Below are 21,784 nucleotides of genomic sequence, written 5' to 3'. Positions count from 1 at the left end.
GTTCTCCCCGCTTTCGCTCGTATAGACATGATCTCTTATCTTCATGACTATTCGGGACAAACAGGGGTTAGAACAAGCCTATATAGGCGCTACTCCGCAGGATCCTCTGCATCGGGGTCAACGTTGACGGCTACAGGGATATTCTCCCCGTATTCATTCAGGGGACTGAGCTTCAGAGAAATATGCGTTTTGTTGTTATTCTTGGTCTGCGTCTGCTCTGTGACATAACCTTCGCCCTCAACCGTTATCCCTACTTTGAGCAGATTGAGAATTTCCAGGGCATCACGCAAAGATTCTCCCTTCAAATCGGGAATGGTCATTGCTTCATCCTGCTGGGTAAGCAGATAAATCCGCTGTCCGGCGGCAAGCTTTGTGCTCTTATCAGGATATTGGCTGATTACCTTTGCCCCTGTACCGACAATCTCGAAGTCAAAGCCTTGATTAAGAAGCAGCTGTCTGGATTCCTTAACGGTTTTGTTCACGAGATCAGGCGTACTGCGCAGCTCTGAAGAGTCAGCCGCCAGCTTGACTGACGTTTTGCTTCCCACTGCTTTATCCGATTCAACCGTTTTGGGTACGCCCATATATTGCAGGGACTGCGAGACTATCTCTTTGAAAATAGGTCCGGCTGCGGCTCCGCCGCCGGCAGCATCCGCAGGCTCATCAATTACGACGAATACCGCGATCTTCGGATTATTGGCCGGAGCGTAGCCGAGGAAGGAGGCGAGCACCTTATCCCGGTCATACCCGCCCTTGCCGTCAGGCTTAATCGCCGTTCCGGTCTTGCCGGCCACCCGGTATCCTTCGATATAGGCATGCCGGCCGGTTCCGATTACCTGGTCTGCCACGACCTGCTCGAGGTAGCTGCCGGTTTCGCGGGCGCTTTCCTCTGAAATCACCTGCCGTACAACCTCCGGCTGAGTCACCGTAGTCTTGCCTGTATTAGGATCGGTAACTTCCTTCACTACATGCGGTACCATCAGCTTGCCGCCGTTCGCAATCGCAGCCATCGCCGTGAGCTGCTGAATCGGTGTAACCAGCAGCTTGCCATGGCCATAGGCCAAGGTAGCATTCTCTATCGGCCTGTTCGGATTCGGGTTGACAATACCGGTGGTTTCACCCGGGAGGTCAATGCCCGTCTTTTCCGTAAAGCCGAAATCCTTGATATATTTCAGCAGCTTTTCCTGGCCCAGCAGTTCATAACCAATCTTGACAAAGGCTACGTTACTGGAACGTTTGACCCCTTGAAGCAAGGTGATATCTCCGTAACCGGCTCTGTTCATGTCATAGATCGGTTTGCTGTACCCTTTGATCCGGATAGAGCCCGAATGGACGGTCTCTTCCGGATTAAACAGCTTCTCCTGAACGGCACCGGCCAGCGGTACAATCTTGAACGTGGAGCCCGGCTCAAATCTCGACATGATCGCGTGGTTATAGAAGCCAGCCGCATCCTGATTAAGGTCATAATATTCATTTGGATTGAAGGTCGGCATATTTGCCAGTCCCAGAATCTCCATCGTATTCGGATCGGCAGCAATGACGCTTATCGACTTCGGTTTGTACTCGGCATAAGCCTTCTTCATCGCCTCTTCGATATAGTGCTGAATGGTGCTGTCGATGGTCAGCTTGAAATTGCTTCCGTTCACTACAGGCTGGTAGCTATCCTGTGAATCGGGCAGCTTGATTCCCTTGCCGTCACTTTGATAATTCAGCTTGCCATCCGTACCGGCGAGCTGTTTGTCGAAGTACTTTTCCAGACCCATGACCGCATTGCCGTCCCTGTCGGTGTAGCCCAGAATATGCGCAGCCAGTGAGTCCTTCGGATAATAACGCTTCTGCTCTCTAACAAGCCCTACACCCGTTTCCAGGGTATCATGCTCTTTCTTGAGCTTATCCACAAAAGCCGTAACCTTATCGGCCAGATCCTGATTAATCTTCCAGCCTTCGTTGCGGATCTCCCGGTTCTTGTAGTAATTGCCCTTATCGTCTTTGGCCTCTACCAGCTTCTTCAGCTCATCTTCAGGCTTGCCAAGCAGTTCATGCAGTCCCTGGATGACCTCCTGGCCGATCCCCTTCTCGGCAATGACCTCGGGGTCAACCACAACAGTATAGGCAGGAACGTCACTGGCCAGAACACTGCCGTTACGGTCTTCAATCACACCGCGGACCGCCTTGATGGTTGAAGTATGTGCCCACTGCGTAGCTGCTTCCTTCTGCCACTTCTCACTCTGCATTACCTGAATCCAGAAAACTCTGCCGACTAAAACAAGAAAAAAGAGGGTAATACACCCTCCTATAAACAGCGTGCGAAGTTTTATTCTTTTTACCATAGCAAACCTCACAGATTCTATTATTGCGATTGAAGTCAATCGCTGATTAATTGCCGGCTTTGTCAGTGACCTGTTTACTAAGCGGTACATAGATTGTTGAATCTACAGGAGGAGTCTTATATCCCATCTCTTCCGCCCGCTTGACCACCGTCTGTTCAAGCGTCTGCTTCTCCATCTGATAGGTAGCAATTTGCTTCTTGCTCTTCGCGATCTCGCTGTCCAGCTTCTGTGCCTGCAAGTTCAAATCATAAATATGGACGTAACGCCAGATCAGGGCGGCAGATACCAGGATAAAGGCTCCCAGCGTCATCATATACAAAAGCTTCTCCTGCAGCGGAAGCACTCTCCGCCTGGTGACGACTTTTGTCTTCTCACGGTAAAGCGGGTTTACCTCTTCTTTTCTCTTGGGTTGAACTGCTAAATTGCCGCGGGTATAGGCCATCTCTGACTCTCCTTTATCGTCATTTACAATTTCTCTGCAATGCGCAGTTTCGCTGAACGGGCACGTGAATTAAGCTCCAGTTCCTCTTCTCCGGGTACGATGGGCTTGCGGTTAATCAGTTTCAGGGTTCCTTTGGCGCCGCATACACAGTAGGGCAGGTCAGGCGGACAGGTACATCTGCTTAAATAGCTGCTGAAAATCTGTTTGCAGATCCGGTCCTCCAGCGAATGGAAGGTAATTACGGATACTCTTCCCTCAGGTGCAAGGCAGCGTACAGCAGCATGCAGTCCATCCTCAAAAGCACCCAGCTCATCATTGACAGCAATCCGCAGGCCCTGGAAGCTCCGTTTGGCAGGATGTCCTCCTGTCCTCCGCGCAGCTGCTGGAATGCCCTCTTTAATCAGCTCAGCCAATTCTCCGGTGCCCTCCACCGGACGCTCTTCCCGGCGCTCCACAATTTTGCGGGCAATCCGCCGTGAGAACTTCTCTTCTCCATACTGGAAAAGCACACGGGCAATTTCCTGTTCACTCCAGGTATTGACGATATCGGCCGCAGTCAGCTGTGCCGACTGGTCCATCCGCATATCCAGCGGAGCATCGTGATTGTAGCTGAACCCCCGCTCCCCTTCGTCAAACTGTGGAGAAGATACCCCCAGATCGAACAGAATCCCGTCCACTTGGGGAACTCCGTCCTTTTGCGGAACAAAGGGCAGTTCCTTCAGTACTTGCTCGAGGTCACGGAAGTTGGTCTTAACCGTAACCACTTTGTCTCCGTACTCGGCCAATCTCTCTTTGGCATTGTTCAGCGCCCAGTCATCCTGGTCCAGACAGATCAGCCGTCCTTCGCCGCTAAGCTTGGATGCAATAAGCGAACTGTGCCCGGCTCCTCCGAGCGTACAGTCAACGTATATACCATCCTTCTTGATGTGCAGCCCTTCTGTCGCTTCTTCCTTAAGCACCGTGATGTGGTGAAACAAGCTGCATCCCTCCAAGGCAGTAATTCGAATTGTATGTTTTATAGATCAAAATTGAAATCAACCAATTTCTCGGCAATCTCGTTGAACGATTCCTCTGACTGTTCGAAGTACTGCTCCCATAGCTCCTTGTTCCAGATCTCCACCCGGTTCGAAACGCCCAGAATAACACAGTCCTTGTCCAGCTTGGCATATTGCCGCAGATTCCCCGGCAGATTCACCCTGCCTTGCTTGTCCCATACACATTCAGTCGCTCCCGAGAAAAAAAAGCGGCTGAAGGCACGGGCGTCCGATTTCATCAGTGATAGGCTTTTAAGCTTTTGCTCCATGATTCCCCATTCTTCCATGGGATAAACAAACAGGCAGGAGTCGAGGCCGCGGGTCGCCACGAAGGAGGTTCCGAGCAATTCACGGAACTTAGCCGGGATAATGATCCGGCCTTTGTCGTCAATGCTATGCTGGTATTCCCCCATAAACATGATCTTTCCCCACCCCTAAGTACCGATTCCCCACTTTGCCCCACTTTTCACCACTTAAGCATAATAGATTCGCCATTAAAAATCAAAAACCTTTTTCCGAAGCAAGGTAATTTTTTCTTGTTTGTCAAGTGGCTCTGCAATATTCCGCAAAAAATAAAAACCCGGGCCAGTTGATTGGCTCCGGGCTCTTGCAGATCCATTCTTTAGTCGTTCAGATTCCAGCTGTCCAGGTAGTCCACCTGTGCCTGCGTCAGGCTGTCAATGGCGATTCCCAGACTCTCCAGCTTATAACGCGCAACCTGCTCATCAAGCTCATACGGAACATTCTCCACCTTGACGCCGATATCTTTATAATTATCATTCACATATTTGAGGGATAAGGCCTGCAGCGCAAAGGTGGTATCCATAATTTCTGCCGGATGGCCATCGGCTGCGCCCAGGTTCACCAGACGTCCTTCAGCCAGCAGGTACAGCTTGCGTCCATCCTTCAGCAGATACTCTTCAATATTCTTCCGCACCGTCCGCTGGGAGGTGGAGCGTTCAGCCAGCTCCGGCTTGTTCACTTCAACATCGAAGTGTCCGGCATTGCAGAGGATCGCACCATCCTTCATGACATCATAATGCTCGCCGCGGATAACATACCGGTTGCCGGTAACGGTTACGAAGAAGTCGCCGCGCTTCGCTGCTTCCAGCATTGGCATCACATGGAATCCGTCCATGTGGGCTTCTACGGCCTTAATCGCATCCACTTCAGTAACAATCACGTTCGCTCCGAGACCCTTGGCCCGCATCGCTACACCTTTACCGCACCAGCCGTAGCCCACTACAACCACTGTCTTGCCGGCCACAATCAGGTTGGTTGTGCGAACAATGCCGTCCCATGCCGATTGGCCTGTGCCATAGCGGTTATCGAACAAATATTTACAATAGGCGTCATTTACAGCCACCATCGGGAACTTCAGCATGCCTTGCTTCTGCAGCGCCTTCAGCCGGATAATTCCTGTAGTTGTTTCTTCAGCGCCGCCGCGGACATTCTCCATCAGGTCAGGACGCTCGGAATGCAGCAGTGTGGCGAAATCTCCGCCGTCATCGATAATCAGATCCGGCTTGCTCTCCAGCGCCTTGATGTTCAGCGCCTTGAATTCTTCGGGTGACGGATTATATTTGGCGAACACGGTGATGCCGTCCTCAACTAATGCGGCACACACATCATCCTGTGTGGACAGCGGGTTCGATCCGGTAATCGTAACTTCGGCACCGCCAGCCTGTACCACCTTGGCCAGGTAAGCGGTCTTGGCTTCCAGGTGAAGCGTGATCGATACCTTAAGGCCCTTGAACGGCTGCTCCGCTTCGAACTGCTCACGGATACGGTTCAGTACCGGCATATGCTGGCGAACCCAGTCGATTTTGAGATGCCCCTCGGGCGCGAGCGACATATCGGTTACGATACTATTTTCCTTGGACAAAGAACTCATGTTATAACCTCCTATAATATATTCCTACATATAAATGATGCGGTGTGTTCCGCTGTAATCGGCGGGTACGGCCATTAGTTCCTCCAGCCAGCCCGGACCGTAACGGTTCAGATAATACATCATATTATATACTCTCTCCTGCAGTTTACCCAGAGGCATAACGGACAGCTCAATCCGTTCCCACTGCCGCAGCGCCGCCTCATTCTGCTTCTCCATCGCATCCAGTGCTTTGCCCTGCAGGAAGGAGATCTGATCCATAATCTTGTCCTTGTTACTGTTCCCCAGCTTCAGCAGACCTGCCTGAATTCCGCCAAGCTGCTCAATCAGCGGCTCGTACATCGCGGAGAATGCTGCCTTGGTCTGTTCAAACCGTTCTTCAATCTTCAGCTCATCCTGCGCCGTTAACCACTCTTTGCGTTTATCATCCAGACCAAGACGTACATCCGTGAAGGACAGTCCGTATTTATCCATATGCTTGTGAAGCGTTCCCTCTATGACTGTAAAAGACATGCGCGGAATAATCAGCGGCATTTGTCCGCCCATCACCTTAAAGGCCTGATGCGGAATCGCCCAGTAAGCCATTTCTCCTTGTCCCAGCACCGTAGCCAGCACTGGCAGTACATAGTCCTGCATCAAAGGACGCGTCAGCACGTTGTTGCTGAACCGCTCAGGATGGCTCTCCAGCAGCTCCAGCAGCTCTGTACGGGAAAAAGATACCACGGATTTCCGGTCTGCGAATCTGTCCCCCTCCTTATGCAGCAGAAGCCGTGCGCCCTCATGTATATAAAAGAGGTTGGCATTCCCGGGTGTCACATCCGCCTGCAGCACGTATCCGCCCGCAGCAATACGGTCAGCCGCTGCGGTGTAGGCAGCCTCGAGCTCGTCATTGCGCTCTATCATTGCAGCAAACATTGGAATTTCAAGTCTGCGCAGCGCGGAATCGGCAGAATCCAGCAGAATCAGCCCGTATTGCCCAAACAGAGAACCCATCAGCTTGGCAAAAGCGGCAGTCATATTGTCCGCACCCAGCGAAGCTGCTGTGACAAACTCCATAACCTGCGGCTTGAATTCGCTATCCTGCAGCAGTCCGTCCAGCTGCCCTACAGCCTGAAGCCAGCTCTCTGCTTCCACCTTGATTTCACTGACAGAAGAACGCGGACCTTCGCCTTTATCCAGCTTAATCCGCGTAATTTCGCCCGTCCGGTTCAGTACATAGGTATGATTGACTTCATCCCAGTCATGATCTTCACCGGCAATCCAGAACAGCGGAACAACGGGGCGCCCAAGCTGGGCTGCTGCTTCCCGCGCAGCCTGAATTGCAGTAATAGCCTTATATACTACAAAGAGCGGACCTGTGAACAAACCGCTCTGCTGGCCGCCTGTGACCACCAGCGTATCCGGCTGCTCCAATAAGTCAAGGGAGCGCATTACCGCTTCATGGGCATTATGCTCTCTGTTATAGCTGCGTAAGTATGAAACAACCGCGGTACGGTCTGCACGGAGCCCTGCCGTTCCATCAAGCCATTCTGCGCGCTTAACCCGGCTCTCCCGGTTGCGGAAATCCCCGCCGTACAAATGTCCTACAGTTTCATATTGATGTATATAGTCACTGGCGAGCGCAGATCCGCCAGGAAGTGGTTCCGGTACAACATTCATATGCAATTGCCTCCTGTTCTACTATAACCTGCTGTATGTAATCATAAATCGGTAAACCCTTTATGATTGTATCCAAAGTTGGGTGCGGCGTCAAAGAAAGAAGCGCCGCCATGCAGCTACACTTGCATGAATTGAAAGAATAGGCGAGAGCTGAACGCTCCCGCCTACGGTTATAATGCTGTTAATTTTAAGCGAATTGTTTAGCGACGAAATGTCCCTTGGACACTTCGACCAATTCATAATCGCTATCATTGGTTTTTTCATTTGCACTATAAATTGGGCTGCCCAGCTCATCATGCAGATGAATGCGTTTTTTGTTCGCTTCCACTTCCGGATCCGGAACCGGAATCGCTGAGAGCAGCGACTTGGTGTACGGATGGATCGGGTTAGCGTACAATTCTTCGCTTTCCGCGAGTTCAACCATTTTGCCCAGGTACATAACCGCTACACGGTCACTGATATGCTTAACCATGGACAGGTCATGCGCGATGAAGAGATAAGTAAGTCCGAGACGGTCCTGAAGTTCTTTGAGCAGATTGACTACCTGTGCCTGAATTGACACGTCCAGTGCGGAGATCGGCTCATCGCAGACGATGAACTTAGGATTAACCGCAAGGGAACGGGCAATACCGATACGCTGGCGTTGGCCGCCTGAGAATTCATGCGGATAACGGGTTGCATGATCATGGTTAAGACCAACCATATCCAGCAGCTCTTCAATCCGTTTCTTGCGTTCAAGACGGCTTCCCGCAAGATTGTGAATGTCCAGTGCTTCACCAATGATATCCGAAACCGTGAACCGCGGGTTAAGCGATGCATACGGATCCTGGAAGATCATTTGCATATCACGGCGCATAGCCTTCATCTTGCTGCCGGACAATTTGTAGATATCTGTACCATTGTATTTCACGCTTCCTGCAGTCGGCTCGTACAAGCGGAGAACCGTACGGCCTGCAGTAGTCTTACCGCAACCGGACTCCCCTACCATACCCAGGGTTTCGCCTTCGCGAATCGAGAAATTAATATTATCAACAGCCTTAAGAACTCTTCCCTTGCCTACATTGAAATACTTCTTAAGACCTTCTACTTCAATCAGATTCTTACTCAAACGAACTGCACCTCCTTGGCCATCGAATGCAGATTCCAGCAGCGCGCCATATGCGTTTCGCTGAACTCTGTGGCGCCGGGATCGATCTGTTCGCAGACATGCATTGCTTCGCTGCAACGCGCTGTGAACGGGCAACCGACCGGCGGCTTAATTAGATCCGGGGGAGTACCGATGATCGGAATCAGCGGCTCACCCTTCTTTTGGTCAAGACGCGGCATCGACCGCAAAAGACCTTTGGTGTAAGGATGCTGGGGATTCTTGAAAATCTCCCAGCGTGTCCCTGTTTCGACCACTTCACCAGCATACATTACGATGACCCGGTCACACATGCCGGCAACCACGCCGAGATCATGTGTAATCAGGATGATGGAGGTCCCTAGTCTTTGCTGCATCTCTTTCATAACTTCCATGATTTGCGCCTGAATGGTTACGTCAAGCGCCGTTGTCGGCTCATCCGCAATCAGGAGAGCCGGGCGGCAGGCCAGAGCAATGGCAATCATTACGCGTTGGCGCATCCCGCCGGAGAATTCGTGGGGATATTGGTTAAAGCGAGCCTCCGCATTTTTAATGCCTACTAATTGCAGCATTTCAATACCTTGCTGTTTCGCTTCGGCCGCTGACATATTCTGATGTTTGATCAAAACTTCGGTTATCTGTTTGCCCACTTTGATAGTTGGGTTCAAAGAAGTCATCGGGTCTTGAAATATCATGCCAATATCTTTGCCGCGAATCGATTCCATTTGTTTCATGCTAAGGTCCAGCAGATTCTTTCCTTGAAAAACAATCTCGCCTTGCTTCACTTTGGAGAGCGGGGCAGGCAGCAGCCGCATAATTGACTGTGCAGTGACACTTTTGCCGCTGCCGGATTCACCGACAATGGCTACGGTCTCGCCTTTGCCTACTTCAAAGTTCATACCGCGTACAGCCTGAACTTCTCCGCCTTTTACAAAAAAGGAAACTTGCAAATCCTTGACTTGCAGAATGGGTTCCATCATTGTTCACCTCCTTATTTCTTCAGCTTAGGATCCAGTGCATCACGGAGACCGTCACCAAAAATATTAAAGGAAAGCATGGTCAAGCTGATCAGGATAGCCGGGAACAGGAAACGCCACGGATAATAAAGCCAGCCAGTCAGTGAATCATTGATCATCGATCCGAGGGAAGCTACAGGAGCCTGTACACCAAGTCCGAGGAAACTCAGGAACGCTTCAGCAAAGATGGCATTTGGTACAGACAGTGTAATGGTTACGATAATCGGACCTACCGCATTCGGCAAAAGGTGTTTGAACAACAGTCTTTTGGACCCTGCACCCATCGAACGCGAAGCCAGAACAAACTCACGGTTCTTCAGCTGCATAATCTCGCCGCGGACAATCCAGGACATGGTAATCCAGCCCGTTATCGTCAGCGCAAGGATGATCGTTCCAAGGCTTGGTTCAAGCACAACCAGGAGCAGGATAACAACCAGCAGGTAAGGAATGGAGTAAAGAATTTCAGATACTTTGTTCATGATATTGTCTACACGTCCACCGAAGTAACCCATGATTCCGCCGTAGATAACCCCGATCAAAAGGTCAATGGCAGCGGCAGCCAGGCCGACAATCAGTGAGATACGTGCACCGTACCAGGTACGGACAAAGATATCGCGTCCCAGATCATCTGTACCAAACCAGTGCTCGGATGAAGGAGGCTTGTTGGTACTGAGCAAATCATTTGAGTAGTAATTGTACTTTGAGAACAACGGAGCGATAAGCGCCGCAAGGATAATCAGTCCAAGAATACCCAGTGCTGTCATTGCCATTTTGTTCTGGCGCAGACGTTCCCAGGAATCCCGCCAGGCAGACAAACTTTCGCGCTGAATGACTTCAGCTTGCCGCTCATCAATTCCGATTTTACGGAAATCTTCCGGTTTCAGGTTCGCATCCTGCGATACCAATTTTTTGTCAGAAGCCAATCTTTAGCCCTCCTTTCCACCACTTAGTTTGATACGCGGATCTACAAACACATAAGCAATATCCGTGATAAAGCGTGCTAGCATGAGCAATACGCCGTAGAAGATCGTAATCCCCATAATAACGGTATAGTCACGCACACCAATCGCTTCGACGAATTGCTTACCGATACCGCCGACACCGAAGATCTGCTCGATAACTACAGAACCTGTTACGATGTTAGCCGTCATAGGTCCCATATAAGTTACAACCGGCAGAATTCCGTTCCGCAGTACGTGACGGCTTAGGATTGCTGCCCAGCTTAGGCCTTTGGCCTTAGCCGTCTTGATGTAATCTGCATGCAGCACTTCCAGCATACTTGAGCGCGTTAGCCTCGCTATAAAGGCTATCGGCTGTGCCGAGAGTGCGGTTACAGGTAAGACATAATACAGCGGACCCTTAAATCCGGAAACCGGGAACATGTGGAACTTGTAGGCAAACACATACTGAAGCAGCGAGGCGACTACAAAGCTCGGAACCGCAATTCCCAGCACCGCCAGCACCATAGCCGCACTGTCAATAAACTTGCGATGATAGAGTGCCGCCATCATGCCGAGAAAGACTCCGACAATAACCGACACAATAATTGCGATAACCCCCAGCTTTAGAGACGCCGAGAACGTTTGTCCGATCAAGTGAGTTACATCCTGATTCAGACGCTTCATGGATACACCCAGATCACCCTGGACAATTTCACCCAAATACTTGAAATACTGATGATAGAGCGGCTTGTCCAGTCCATATTGCTCGTATAAACGCGCTTTTATTTCCGGCGGAACTTTCTTTTCAGAAGTAAACGGGTCCCCCGGAATGGCTTTCATCAGAAAAAAGGTCGCTGAAATTAGCACAAACAGCGAGACAAGCATATAGAAGAACTTATTGGCAACATAACGAACCATCCCCATCAACACCTCCTTCGACATTTTTTTGAGACACATAATTAGATTTTATGAAAAAAATGGCCATTTGTCTAATTTCTTATTTTGTAAGTTCGTGAAATCTTTAACAAAAAGCCTGAAATGCAAAAAAAAGGGATATATATGGAATTCCACATATATATCCCGAAGTATATTGCTACCTTCAGACAACCACTATTCAGTTAAGCTAACCGAAGGTTCTACAATTCTTAGTGCTCAAGCAGGTAAGCACGAGTGAAGTCAATTGCACCGCTGAAGTCAAGAGTTACACCTTTGAGGTACTCTTTAGTCAGGGAGTTATTTGTGTAGTAGTAGAACGGAATCAGGATCATATCATCTTCAATGATCATTTTTTCAGCTTTAGCAAACATTTCTTGACGTGCTGCCAAGTCGGAGCTTGCTTTAGCGTCAGCGATCAGCTTGTCATATTCAGGGTTAGCGTAACCAGTATCGTTGTTACCGCCGCCTGTTACCCACATATCCAGGAAGGTCATTGGATCATTGTAATCCGCAGTCCAGCCAGCACGTGCGATCTGGTAGTTCAGGTTTTGACGGTTGTCGATGAATACTGCCCATTCCTGGTTAACAGTGTTTACAGTGATACCCAGAGCTTGTTTCCACATGTCAGCTACAGCCAAAGCGATTTTCTTGTGGCCTTCACTTGTGTTGTAAGACAATTCAACCGGTGGCAGTTCAGTCAGACCTTCTTCTGCCAGACCTTCAGCCAGCAATTTCTTAGCTGCTTCAGTATCTTCTGTGAAGTAGTCGTCTTTAATTGCAGTACGGAACTCGCCGTCAGCGCCAGCGATACCTGGAGGTACATAGCCGTATGCCGGAATTTGTCCGCCCAGTGTTACGTTGTCGATCAGCGATTGGCGGTTAACAGTCATTGCCAGGGCTTTACGGATTTTAACGTTGTCGAAAGGTTTTTCAGTGATGTTGAATTCATAGTAGTAGGTACTTGCGATACCTTTTCTCTGGAATTCGTTAGGAAGCTCTTTTTGTACGATAGGAATCTGTTCTTGCGGGATTTCGCCGTGTGGTGCACCAGCGCGGTCAAGTTCACCGTTCTTGTAGCTCAGCAGTTCAGTTGCACCGCTGTTAACCAGGGAGAAGTCGATTTTAGCAAGCTTGATGTTAGCAGCATCCCAATATTTATCGTTCTTGCTTACTTGCAGGGATTGGCCGGTAGTCCACTCAGTCAATGTGAACGCACCGTTAGTGATCATAGTATCTTTGTTTGTTGCCCATTTAGTATTACCCTCAACGGATTTGTGTACAGGGTAATAAGTATAGAAGGACAGAAGGCCAAGGAAGTATGGAGTTGGTGCTTTCAGCGTAACTTCAAGAGTTTTCGCATCAACAGCTTTTACGCCCACTTCGTTGAAATCTGTAACTTTCTTTCCATAATATTCTTCAGCGTTCTTCAGGTAGTACAATTGGTAAGCATAAGGTGCAGTTGGATCTGTGTTAGGATCCAGCACGATTTTCCAGGCGCGAACGAAGTCAGCAGCTTCTACAGGGTCGCCGTTGCTCCATTGTGCATCACGCAGTTTGAATGTATATACCAGACCGTCAGGGGAAATCTCCCAAGATTCGGCAATTCCCGGCTCAGCTTGGCCAGTTTCGTCATTCATGCGGGTCAAACCTTCATACATAGTTTTCAGGACGGTATTAGCTTGGCTGTCCTGAGCTTGAGCAGGGTCAAAAGTAGGTGGTTCTGCAGTCAGGTTGACTCTAAGTGTCTGGTCAGCAGCCAGTTTCTCGTCACCAGTTGTTCCTGTGTTCGTGCTACCTTCATTACCAGCTGCATTTGTTGCTGCAGCATTGGTGCCGCTGTTAGCATTGTTATTGTTTCCGCCGCAGCCAGCAAGCACTGTGCCGATAACCAAAACTAATGCGAACATGAGCAATAGACTTTTACTCTTCTTCATCTAGCAGTTCCCCCTAAATAGAATGTGGTATATGGTTTATGATTATACAACCAGTGGTCAAAAAAATCTAGAGCAATATTTTCTGAAAACGACTTTTTTTTAATTCTTTAAAATTTTGTGACGTTGACGCTTCACCGGAGCAGTGGAACATTACATCGCTTGTGATATGTATCGTATGAGGCCTACAATCATAAATAGTACGTAACTGGCACCCATAAAAAAGAAAGAAAGTCGCCAAACTGCCCGTAGTAACCGTTTTCCGTCGACCGATCCCTTGAGCCGGTTTTGCGCGCCTCCAATCAGTCCAGCGGATATTAATACAATAAGTAGTATAAGAAAGAACCCGAAATTCGAATGAAAGATCGTATTGAATAATCCTGAAACTGACAGCAATAAAAATAATGTAGTCACGTCCATCGCCAGCAAAAAAGTTTTTCTCTTCTCTTGCTTAAGACCAATGCCCGCGAAATAAACGATTAAAAAAGGAACAATCGGAATAACGCTTAACACGCCGAACGAATTCCGCAAAAATTCCAAACAGCCTCACCTCTCCCTCACAGTCATGCCCTCTACCAGTCCGCAGATCCAGCGGTGCAGCGGGACTTGAGCCCCCTGCTGCTGCCCCATATTCACAATGCTTCCGTTAATCCAGCGGATTTCCGTTTCCCTTGAAGCAAGCACATCGGCCAGCATAGATGAAATATTGCCCGATGTAGCCCGGCATACTTCAAGAATGGCCTCCCAGACATGCTTCTCATAGTTAATCCCGCAGGCATCATAGGTCTGTACGGCCTCTGTGTACAGTTCCTTCATGATCTGTACACGCTCAGGTGAAGCCAACAGCCCGCCGTTTGGGACCCGCCATATTGCGGTTAGAGGATTAATTACAGCATTGATCAAGAGCTTCCGGTAAATGATGGTATCCACTTCTTTCGACAGAGAGGCGTTGAATCCTGCTGCTGCAAGGGCCTCAGTAAAACTTATTACGCTGTCATGGTCCCAATCCTGTGCGTTTGATTCATTTTGACGTAGAGATTGACTGCTTTTCCCTATACAGATTTCCCCTTTACCTGCATGAATAACCTCTGTTAATGTTTTCCTCTTGGCAGCCTCAGTGGTTACCGCCACCCAGAGGGAGGATTCCGGCAGCAGCTCCTGCAGCAGCTCTATATGTCCGCAGCCGTTCTGGAAACATATCATTGTAAGATTCCGGTCATGAAGCGGCCGCAGAATCTCCGGAAGCTCATGATGCAGCACCGTTTGTTTGACGGTTAGCAATGTCACCTCTCCCGGATCAGCCAGCTGCCGCTGCGTATACTTACTCACCGGTTCGGCCGAGAAGCGGTCACCCTTAACGGATATCGCCTCCCCGCCGTCCTCATAGCTGACCGTTAGACCGCTGCTTGCTAATTCTCTGCACTGCTGCTCACTCCGGCACCACAGTCTGACCTCACTCCCCGCACTAATGAGCTTGCCGGCAAGCAGGAGCCCGAGCGCCCCCGCCCCTATAATATCAATTTTCATGCAAACACATCCTCCTGCCGCCCGGTAATTTTCCTAATTATATCCTGCACCTCCGCTCAAAGCAAAACACAAAAAATCCTGCAATGCCGGTGCCGTGAGGCACTGGGATGCAGGATTTGCGGGATTCATGTTCTATTCGATCCGTTCCAGGTTTCCATTCGCGTCCATTTTGAAGCGGGTTTTTTCCTCTTCTTCTTCATTTAGAAATGCGAGTCTGCGGGCCCGGTCCATAATCTGGATCAGCGCTTTGTAGTCATCATTGACTACACGGTAATCGCTCTGGGCTAGATTGACCTCCTTGGATAAGCGTTCATTCTCTGCTCTCAGTTCCGTCAGTTCATCTTCCTTCTCTCGCAAATCCCGCTCCAGCATCTTCAGCTGCCGCCCAGCCTCCTGGAACGTGCCTTTCCATTGTCTCAGAAACCGGATTACCGCATCAATCGATAAGCTGTTCTCGCTTAACCCTTCGCTTCGTCCGTAGTCCTCTTCAATGTCTCCAAGAATCAGTCCCGCTACCTGCGCACCTCTGGAAGCCGGCTGTTTCTTCAAATAACTTCGTTTCTGACGCTGGCCTTTAGCAATCCCGATAGCATCCTCGTAACTTTTGCGTACGCAACTGTTCCAGCGGAAACCGCAGGCAGCCGAGGTTCTGCCGATTTTTTCACCCACCTCTTCAAAAGCAGCAAGCTGTGTGCTGCCCTCACGGATATGACGCAGCGTTATTTCTGCCAATATCAGATCATCTTCCGCACTCCAAGCATCCTGTCTAACGGCTGTCATAAAGCCTAACCCTCCTAACAACATCATGAAATAACCATCTTCAGAACCGGCAGCTCTTGCCGGGTAGTGAATAAGGATAAAAGCTGCTTACTCCATTTCTATGCCTCTATTAGAGTTCATAGAATCTATTTGATACTAAATTGTATTGCCATTTTGGCTGAACATCATACTTACAATGCTATAAATTCTTAAATTCCAAGAGAAAAGCTTGTGTCAATTATAAAAATCATAAATATTATGATTTCCTGCCTTTTTTTTCAATGAATTCGTTTACAGTGTTTTGCAGAGCCGTTATAATGATAAATAAGCAGTAGTATCCGGATTCATACTGGAAGGGGGACTCTCTCTTGGACCGCATGTTTCGCGTATTGGGATTTTTCACACTCGTTATCGGACTTATGGCTTTCGCCGGTGATCTTACGGAAATGGCCCTGCTATTCTTTTTACAAACCGCTTTTTTTGTGATCCTCGGCTACATGAAATTCACGGAAAAGACCTACATTCTGCTCTTCTGGGGTTATATGATCCTGACCTTTACAGGCTTCAGTTATTGGACAGTCTTTCAGATGGGTCTGCCGCTGTAACGCATATACAGTACTGAAACGGATAGTGTTCCTTTATCTCAAGGAGCAACTCCGTTTTTTTTGTATGGGAATTTATATGTTTTCGCTGTAATTTTGTTTGTCCGAATGTAGTTCCCGGATGCCGAAACAGGGTATGATATTTTAACAGGCAGAAACATATTATTAGTACATACCTATTACTCAACTCTGTTCAAGGTGGTGATGTGGTGTTATTCCGCAGTTCCTTACGCCGGTTATTTGCAGCTCTACTCCTTCTCACCTGCACACTTCTGCCGCTGGCTTCACCGGTATATCTGTCCGCCGGCCCAGGTTCCGGCCTCAGTGCTTCAGCACCTGCCGTTCCGGATAATGAAGAAACCCGCAAGCTGCTCGAACAGACTCTGTCCTCAGCGGAGATTGAACGGGAGATTGTCCGGATTACGGCAGAACAACAAGCACTTGAAAGTGAAGTCGCCACGCTGACCCGGCAGTCTGCCGCCAAACAAACGGCCATTGCAGATCAGCAGGAACGCGCAGGCGCAGTTGTGCGGGCTTATTATATGGGGGAACGCGACGGATTGCTTGCAGCTTTACTGTCCGCCAAAAGCATCAGCAGAGTACTCGCTCTTTATGATTATTATGAGATTATTATGGGGCAGGACCGGGACACGCTGTCACAGTATGAAACACAATACAAGGATTTGAAAAAAACAATTGCGGCCGCACAGCGCAGCTCTGATGAGCTCGCCGGGCTCAAAACAGCGCTCCAGGAGCAGCAGAAGCGTGTGCTTGCTTTGAATGAAGAAATTGAGGGCGGTATTCAGGCCAGTACAGATCCTGAGCGCATGGGGGTACTGCTGGAGGAATTCAGTAAATATTGGGAGAATATCGGAATACATGAGGTTAAGACTTATTTCAAGGCGTTATCCTCGGCGATGAAGCATCTGCCGCAGTTCGTCCAGAACCGGGACGGTGTGCTGGTCCGTAAGGGGATGACTTATAATCTTGCGCTGAAGGAAGAGGATTTGAACGAATTCCTGGTCACGCAGAATACGCTGTTCAAGGATTTCGCTTTTCATTTCAAGAATAACGAGATTACAGCCACGGGGAAAAGCGGCGGACTGTCACTGACATTGACCGGTCATTACACCATTCAGGAGGAACCGGTCAACGGATTAATGTTCCATGTGGACCATGTGGTCTTCAATGGACTGGAGCTGCCGGATACTACCCGTCAGGCGCTGGAGGAAGAGTTCGATCTGGGCTTCTATCCGTCAAAAATCGTCTCATTCCTGCATGCCACAGAAGTATCCAGCTCGGACGGCGTGCTCCATGTCAAGCTGTCCCTCTCATTCTGAGGCTGCGGCCGCTGCTTGATATCCTGCAGCATCCAGCTTGCCGGTCATGAGCAGCATTGCCGCTTCAGCCTTGCGGCTCCACTCGCCCTCAGAGTCTGACTCGGGGGCATTATCATCGGTGAGGAATAATCCGGAGTCGAACGGTAGCCGGGAGATTTCAGGCAATCCAGAGCGGTACAGCTCATCCAGTGCAGGCAGATGGTCTGTATTCTCCAGCCATTCCAGCTGAGCCGAGCTCGAGGTCACATAAGCAAGCCACTTGACCGCTGCCTCCGGGCTGCCGGATTGTGCCGGGAGCGCAAAAAAGCGACTTTGGATTGCCTCGTAGATGTTGTGGCCCGTCTGTTCCAGCGGCGCTTGGACCGCCAGCGTGGAGTTTCCATATTTTCTCCATTCGGAGAGCGGCACTACGGCCACCGCAAGCTTGCCATCCTGCAGCATATTCCAGATATCCTGATTAAACCGGCTGGTCAGATAAAAATATCCGCGGGCAGCTTCCGTCCAAGCCGCTTGCGCTTCACTCATAGACAGCAGTCCGCCTCCCATGCTCTGAAGTACAGCTGCATAACCATAAGGGTTCCGAGTATCCATTGCCAGCAAATAATGTTCCTTCGTCTCCTCCCCGTTCAGCCGGCTCAGCAGTCCGCTCCATTCTTCCAGACTTGACGGTGCCCCGGACAGCCCCCATTCCGCAAGCCGCTGCGGAGAATATACCATTACATAGGGATCGATATCGAGCGGAACGCCCCAGTCGTATCCGTTCCACTGCATTTGCGGGATCAGCATGGTAAGAGGGGTGCTCCCGGGAACACTCTGGTATATATCCACAGGCAGCAAATATCCCCGGGAAGCCAGATCAAAAATACTGTGGCCGTCCAGCATTACAATATCCGGACTATCCCCAACCGTCAGTTCCTCCCGTACCTGAGAGGCTCCATCTTCTTCAGTGTCCACATTGGTCAGTTGAACGCTGACCCCGCTCGACAGGCTGTAATTGTTGCTGATCCGCTGCAGTACGCCAAATTCCAAACTGCTGAGCGATACGCGGATGGTCAAGCTCTGCTCGTCCCCAAGCTCACCTGAAGGAGGGCGCTCCGATTGGTCCAGCGGCTGTCTGGGCGGATAGCTTCCCTCGTCTGTATCCAGCTCCATGCTGGGCGACAGGCTTGTCAGCGACAGCAGCAGAACAGCAAACAGCAGCCAATAGTTTTTGCGTCTCAGCACGTGCTTCTCTCTCCTCCCGTGATCCTCGTCTTCCTCATTTTAGCAGACATATACGTGCTTGTCTGCGTTTGTGAAAACGTTCTCTTTCTATTATATAGGTGTGAACGGCATGAGGGGGTGAGTCTGATGAACCGGTCGCCGGTTAGGCGGTATTCGCACCTGCGGTGAATATTTGGACTTCCGGCCGCTGTTGCCTCCAGATTTCTTCGATTGAACCGCTGTGCGCGGTTGAAATCCGGAGACAAAGGCGGACGCTCCCGCTCCTCCAGTTCCAAAATTCCCCTCCGGTGCTATCGCCTTTCCGCTCCAGCTATCTCAGAGATCCCCTCCTGCCGTTCCGGGGGCGGGCAGACAAAAGCCGGGAGTGGTCATCTCCCGGCCGTGACTGTGCCAATCAACCGGCGGGCTGCCGATTGAAGAGCGGGTGCTGCCAGTTAAGCTTGCGGGCTGAAGCCCATTATGCCAGGCTGCGAAGAGCCTAAAGGCTACAGCAAATCTGCGGCCAGCTGAGCCAGATGCGAACGCTCACCCTTTTCAAGGGTAATATGGCCGCTGATGCCCTGCTGCTTAAATTTCTCAACGATATAGCTGAGCCCGTTGCTCGCGGCATCCAGATAAGGATGGTCGATTTGCTCCGGATCTCCCATCAGAATCACCTTACTGCCTTCACCGGCGCGGGAGACAATCGTCTTCACTTCATGCCGGGACAGGTTCTGCGCCTCATCGATGATGATGAACTGCGACGGAATGGAACGTCCGCGGATATAAGTGAGCGCCTCTACCTGGATGCTGCCCAGGCCCATCAATATTTTATCAATATCTCCGGCTTTTTTGGTATCGAACAGGAATTCGAGGTTATCATAGATCGGCTGCATCCATGGACGGAGCTTCTCGTCCTTCTCACCGGGTAAATACCCGATATCCTTACCCATCGGGACCACTGGACGGGCGATCAGCAGCTTCTTGTATTTATGTTCGTCCTCCACCTTGAATAGTCCGGCGGCAAGCGCCAGCAGCGTCTTCCCCGTACCCGCTTTACCGGTAATGGTCACCAGCGGAATATCATCATTCAGCAGCAGCTCAAGCGCCATCCGCTGCTGGGCATTCCGGGCGCTGATGCCCCACACCGCATCATTGCCGAGGTACAGCGGTTCGAGCCGGCTGGCATCGCTGTTCACCTTGAGCAGGGCCGATTTGCCGCTGCCAATCTCATCCTTCAGAATGACAAATTCATGAGGGTAGAGCGGGTAGGACAACGACAGCTGTTTGATGGACAAGAAACGGTGACTATAATATTCATCGATCAGCGAAGGATGCACCATCAGCGACTGGCAGCCGGAGTACAGCTCATTCAAATCTCCGGTGCGGTCGGATAAATAATCCTCCGGTGTTATGCCAAGCACATCCGCTTTGATGCGGACGAGTACATCTTTACTTACGAGTACCACAGGACTGGGATCAGCCTTTTCATTCTCCTCATGGAGATAATTGAGGGCAACAGCCAATATGCGGTTATCGTTCGAGACCTCCCCGAACATTTCCTGTACCTTTACGAAGCTGCGGTGGTTAAGCTCTACCTTCAGCGTGCCTCCATGTTCCAGTACCACACCGCTGTGCAGGTGGCCCAGTTCCCGGAGTCCGTCTAACAAGCGTGACACGGTGCGGGCGTTGCGGCCGATTTCATCGGCATTACGCTTCTTGGAGTCGATTTCTTCCAGGACTACAGCAGGAATGACAACTTCATTCGCCTTGAAAGCAAAAATCGAATTGGGGTCGTGCAGTAGCACGTTAGTGTCTAGTACGAATATCTTTTTCATGTTATCCCCTCCACAGCGCCTGGTTTGATTGATCATACATAACTCTTTTCAGCAAGGGCAAGATAAGGTAAACCACTGAATTATGGCTGAAAGGAGTAAGCACATATGAGAAAATCAATGTGTCTGTTGCTGGTACTGCTGCTGCTGACAAGCTGCGGTATCGCTAATAAAGAGACATCACCCTCTCCTCAGGATAAACAATCGTCAAAGGCCTTGAGCAGCCAGGGGAATCGCGGAGTACGGACATTGTCCGAAGATGGTACAGCCCTTGAACCTACACCAGAGAACGGACAACCTTCTGACGTTAAGGGCGAAAGCGATGTTGCACTTAAGGATCATTTTGAACAGTTAGCCAAAAGAGTTCCCGGTGTAAACGGAGCCCACTGTGTCGTAATGAACAACATTGCCGTTGTCGGCATTGATGTCGACGGATCGCTTACCCGCTCACGGGTCGGAAGCGTGAAATACACGGTAGCGGAAGCTATCCGCAAAGACCCGAGGGGTGTAAGAACGCTCGTTACTGCCGACATGGACCTCACCAGCAGGTTAGCCGAGATGGGAAAGCATATTACCAAAGGAAACCCGGTATCCGGCTTTGCCTCAGAAATGGCCGACATTATCGGCCGGATCATCCCGCAGCTGCCGGAGGATACCAAACCGCAAGGCAACGGACAATAAGCTTGCACATTCCTGTACAAAGCACAGGATCTGGAGACAAAAAAAGCCTAGTGATGGCACACTAGGCTTTTTGCATGGCGGCAAATACTTGTCCGTCCAGCTTCTCAGCCGCACGCGCATCGTATACCTTCGCATATTTCGGAGCAGATTCCAGATGAGCACCATAGAACAGCGCATTGCGGACCGCTTCAATCTCAACATCAAAACAGCACATCTTAAAAGGAACATCCGGCAGCGGGTCCTGCTTCACAGAAGCACGGCCGTTGATGGCATGAACCGTTCCCTCACCAAACACAGTAATAGTTACCAGCGGGTTGACCTTCATGTTGTTCACAAGTCTCGAACGGTGATCTACCGATAAGCGCACAATAGAAGGGCTCACTGCATAGATCCAGGAAATCGCAGTAGATGTAGGACCACCTGATTCAGCATCCACAGTGTTTAGAAGAACAAAGGTTTCCGACTGCAGCATAGCTAGCAGTGTTTCGCCCAGCTGAGCAACGGCTTCGGACATAAGTACAGGCCCCCTATGCG

At 50.1% G+C, this 21,784-nt stretch carries 20 protein-coding genes; 3 read left to right on the top strand and 17 right to left on the bottom strand.

What is annotated here, in order from left to right:
• Positions 1-89 precede the first annotated feature (89 nt).
• The 14 genes from NYE33_RS12635 to NYE33_RS12570 form a co-directional block, all read right to left on the bottom strand.
• Positions 90-2,234, bottom strand: a complete 2,145-nt coding sequence (locus NYE33_RS12635; protein ID WP_336103449.1) for a penicillin-binding transpeptidase domain-containing protein — start codon at positions 2,232-2,234, stop codon at positions 90-92.
• Positions 2,235-2,376: 142 nt separating this feature from the next.
• On the bottom strand, positions 2,377-2,772 hold the full coding sequence (locus tag NYE33_RS12630) for a hypothetical protein (RefSeq protein ID WP_042139392.1): 396 nt from the start codon (positions 2,770-2,772) through the stop codon (positions 2,377-2,379).
• 23 nt (positions 2,773-2,795) lie between these two features.
• On the bottom strand, positions 2,796-3,749 hold the full coding sequence (gene rsmH / locus NYE33_RS12625; RefSeq protein ID WP_039304239.1) for a 16S rRNA (cytosine(1402)-N(4))-methyltransferase RsmH: 954 nt from the start codon (positions 3,747-3,749) through the stop codon (positions 2,796-2,798).
• A gap of 38 nt (positions 3,750-3,787) precedes the next feature.
• Positions 3,788-4,225 carry a division/cell wall cluster transcriptional repressor MraZ gene (mraZ, locus tag NYE33_RS12620; RefSeq protein ID WP_039304237.1) on the bottom strand — a complete coding sequence of 146 codons (438 nt, stop codon included), beginning with the start codon at positions 4,223-4,225 and terminating at the stop codon, positions 3,788-3,790.
• Positions 4,226-4,428: 203 nt separating this feature from the next.
• Complete coding sequence (locus tag NYE33_RS12615; RefSeq protein WP_042139393.1) at positions 4,429-5,700, bottom strand: adenosylhomocysteinase; 1,272 nt, start codon at positions 5,698-5,700, stop codon at positions 4,429-4,431.
• A gap of 24 nt (positions 5,701-5,724) precedes the next feature.
• Positions 5,725-7,356 carry a bacillithiol biosynthesis cysteine-adding enzyme BshC gene (bshC, locus tag NYE33_RS12610; protein ID WP_336103448.1) on the bottom strand — a complete coding sequence of 544 codons (1,632 nt, stop codon included), beginning with the start codon at positions 7,354-7,356 and terminating at the stop codon, positions 5,725-5,727.
• A gap of 187 nt (positions 7,357-7,543) precedes the next feature.
• Entirely contained in the window at positions 7,544-8,464 is a 921-nt protein-coding gene (locus NYE33_RS12605; RefSeq protein ID WP_042139395.1) for an ABC transporter ATP-binding protein, read from the bottom strand.
• Positions 8,461-9,456, bottom strand: a complete 996-nt coding sequence (locus NYE33_RS12600; RefSeq protein WP_042141541.1) for an ABC transporter ATP-binding protein — start codon at positions 9,454-9,456, stop codon at positions 8,461-8,463. Before NYE33_RS12600 ends, NYE33_RS12605 begins: the two co-directional genes overlap by 4 nt.
• Before the next feature lie 14 nt (positions 9,457-9,470).
• Positions 9,471-10,418, bottom strand: coding sequence for an ABC transporter permease (locus NYE33_RS12595; protein ID WP_042139397.1), 948 nt, complete (start codon positions 10,416-10,418; stop codon positions 9,471-9,473).
• Between the two features lie 3 nt (positions 10,419-10,421).
• Positions 10,422-11,354, bottom strand: a complete 933-nt coding sequence (locus tag NYE33_RS12590; protein WP_039304450.1) for an ABC transporter permease — start codon at positions 11,352-11,354, stop codon at positions 10,422-10,424.
• Between the two features lie 227 nt (positions 11,355-11,581).
• Positions 11,582-13,306: a peptide ABC transporter substrate-binding protein gene (locus NYE33_RS12585; protein WP_042139399.1), complete on the bottom strand. Its 1,725-nt coding sequence runs from the start codon at positions 13,304-13,306 to the stop codon at positions 11,582-11,584.
• A gap of 150 nt (positions 13,307-13,456) precedes the next feature.
• Positions 13,457-13,816 (bottom strand): DUF3397 domain-containing protein, encoded by a 360-nt coding sequence (locus NYE33_RS12580; RefSeq protein WP_305954203.1) that lies wholly within the window; start codon positions 13,814-13,816, stop codon positions 13,457-13,459.
• A gap of 33 nt (positions 13,817-13,849) precedes the next feature.
• Complete coding sequence (locus NYE33_RS12575) at positions 13,850-14,830, bottom strand: ketopantoate reductase family protein (protein ID WP_076244045.1); 981 nt, start codon at positions 14,828-14,830, stop codon at positions 13,850-13,852.
• 132 nt (positions 14,831-14,962) lie between these two features.
• On the bottom strand, positions 14,963-15,610 hold the full coding sequence (locus NYE33_RS12570; RefSeq protein WP_039304213.1) for an RsfA family transcriptional regulator: 648 nt from the start codon (positions 15,608-15,610) through the stop codon (positions 14,963-14,965).
• Between the two features lie 347 nt (positions 15,611-15,957).
• Between NYE33_RS12570 and NYE33_RS12565 the strand changes: the two genes are divergently transcribed.
• On the top strand, positions 15,958-16,194 hold the full coding sequence (locus NYE33_RS12565; RefSeq protein WP_039304209.1) for a DUF2626 domain-containing protein: 237 nt from the start codon (positions 15,958-15,960) through the stop codon (positions 16,192-16,194).
• Positions 16,195-16,400: 206 nt separating this feature from the next.
• The gene (locus NYE33_RS12560; RefSeq protein ID WP_076244047.1) at positions 16,401-17,531 is read left to right on the top strand and encodes a hypothetical protein; all 1,131 of its coding nucleotides are present in this window, start codon (positions 16,401-16,403) and stop codon (positions 17,529-17,531) included.
• Here the strand turns inward: NYE33_RS12560 and NYE33_RS12555 are convergent.
• Complete coding sequence (locus NYE33_RS12555) at positions 17,523-18,755, bottom strand: extracellular solute-binding protein (protein WP_076244057.1); 1,233 nt, start codon at positions 18,753-18,755, stop codon at positions 17,523-17,525. The two genes, NYE33_RS12560 and NYE33_RS12555, sit on opposite strands and share 9 nt — an antisense overlap.
• 485 nt (positions 18,756-19,240) lie before the next feature.
• A complete protein-coding gene (locus NYE33_RS12550) occupies positions 19,241-20,572 on the bottom strand; it encodes a PhoH family protein (RefSeq protein WP_039304201.1) in 1,332 nt (443 codons plus the stop codon).
• Positions 20,573-20,677: 105 nt separating this feature from the next.
• Here NYE33_RS12550 and NYE33_RS12545 point away from each other — a divergent pair, with 105 nt between their 5' ends.
• On the top strand, positions 20,678-21,250 hold the full coding sequence (locus NYE33_RS12545; RefSeq protein WP_076244062.1) for a YhcN/YlaJ family sporulation lipoprotein: 573 nt from the start codon (positions 20,678-20,680) through the stop codon (positions 21,248-21,250).
• Positions 21,251-21,311: 61 nt separating this feature from the next.
• Here the strand turns inward: NYE33_RS12545 and NYE33_RS12540 are convergent, their stop codons facing one another.
• Positions 21,312-21,764: a pyridoxamine 5'-phosphate oxidase family protein gene (locus tag NYE33_RS12540; RefSeq protein ID WP_042139404.1), complete on the bottom strand. Its 453-nt coding sequence runs from the start codon at positions 21,762-21,764 to the stop codon at positions 21,312-21,314.
• Between the last annotated feature and the right edge of the window lie 20 nt (positions 21,765-21,784).

The organism is Paenibacillus sp. FSL R10-2199 (assembly GCF_038000235.1).
GTDB lineage: Bacteria > Bacillota > Bacilli > Paenibacillales > Paenibacillaceae > Paenibacillus_AQ > Paenibacillus_AQ phytohabitans.
Note: the sequence above shows the minus strand (reverse complement) of the source record. Positions and strands in the feature narration are given on the sequence as shown.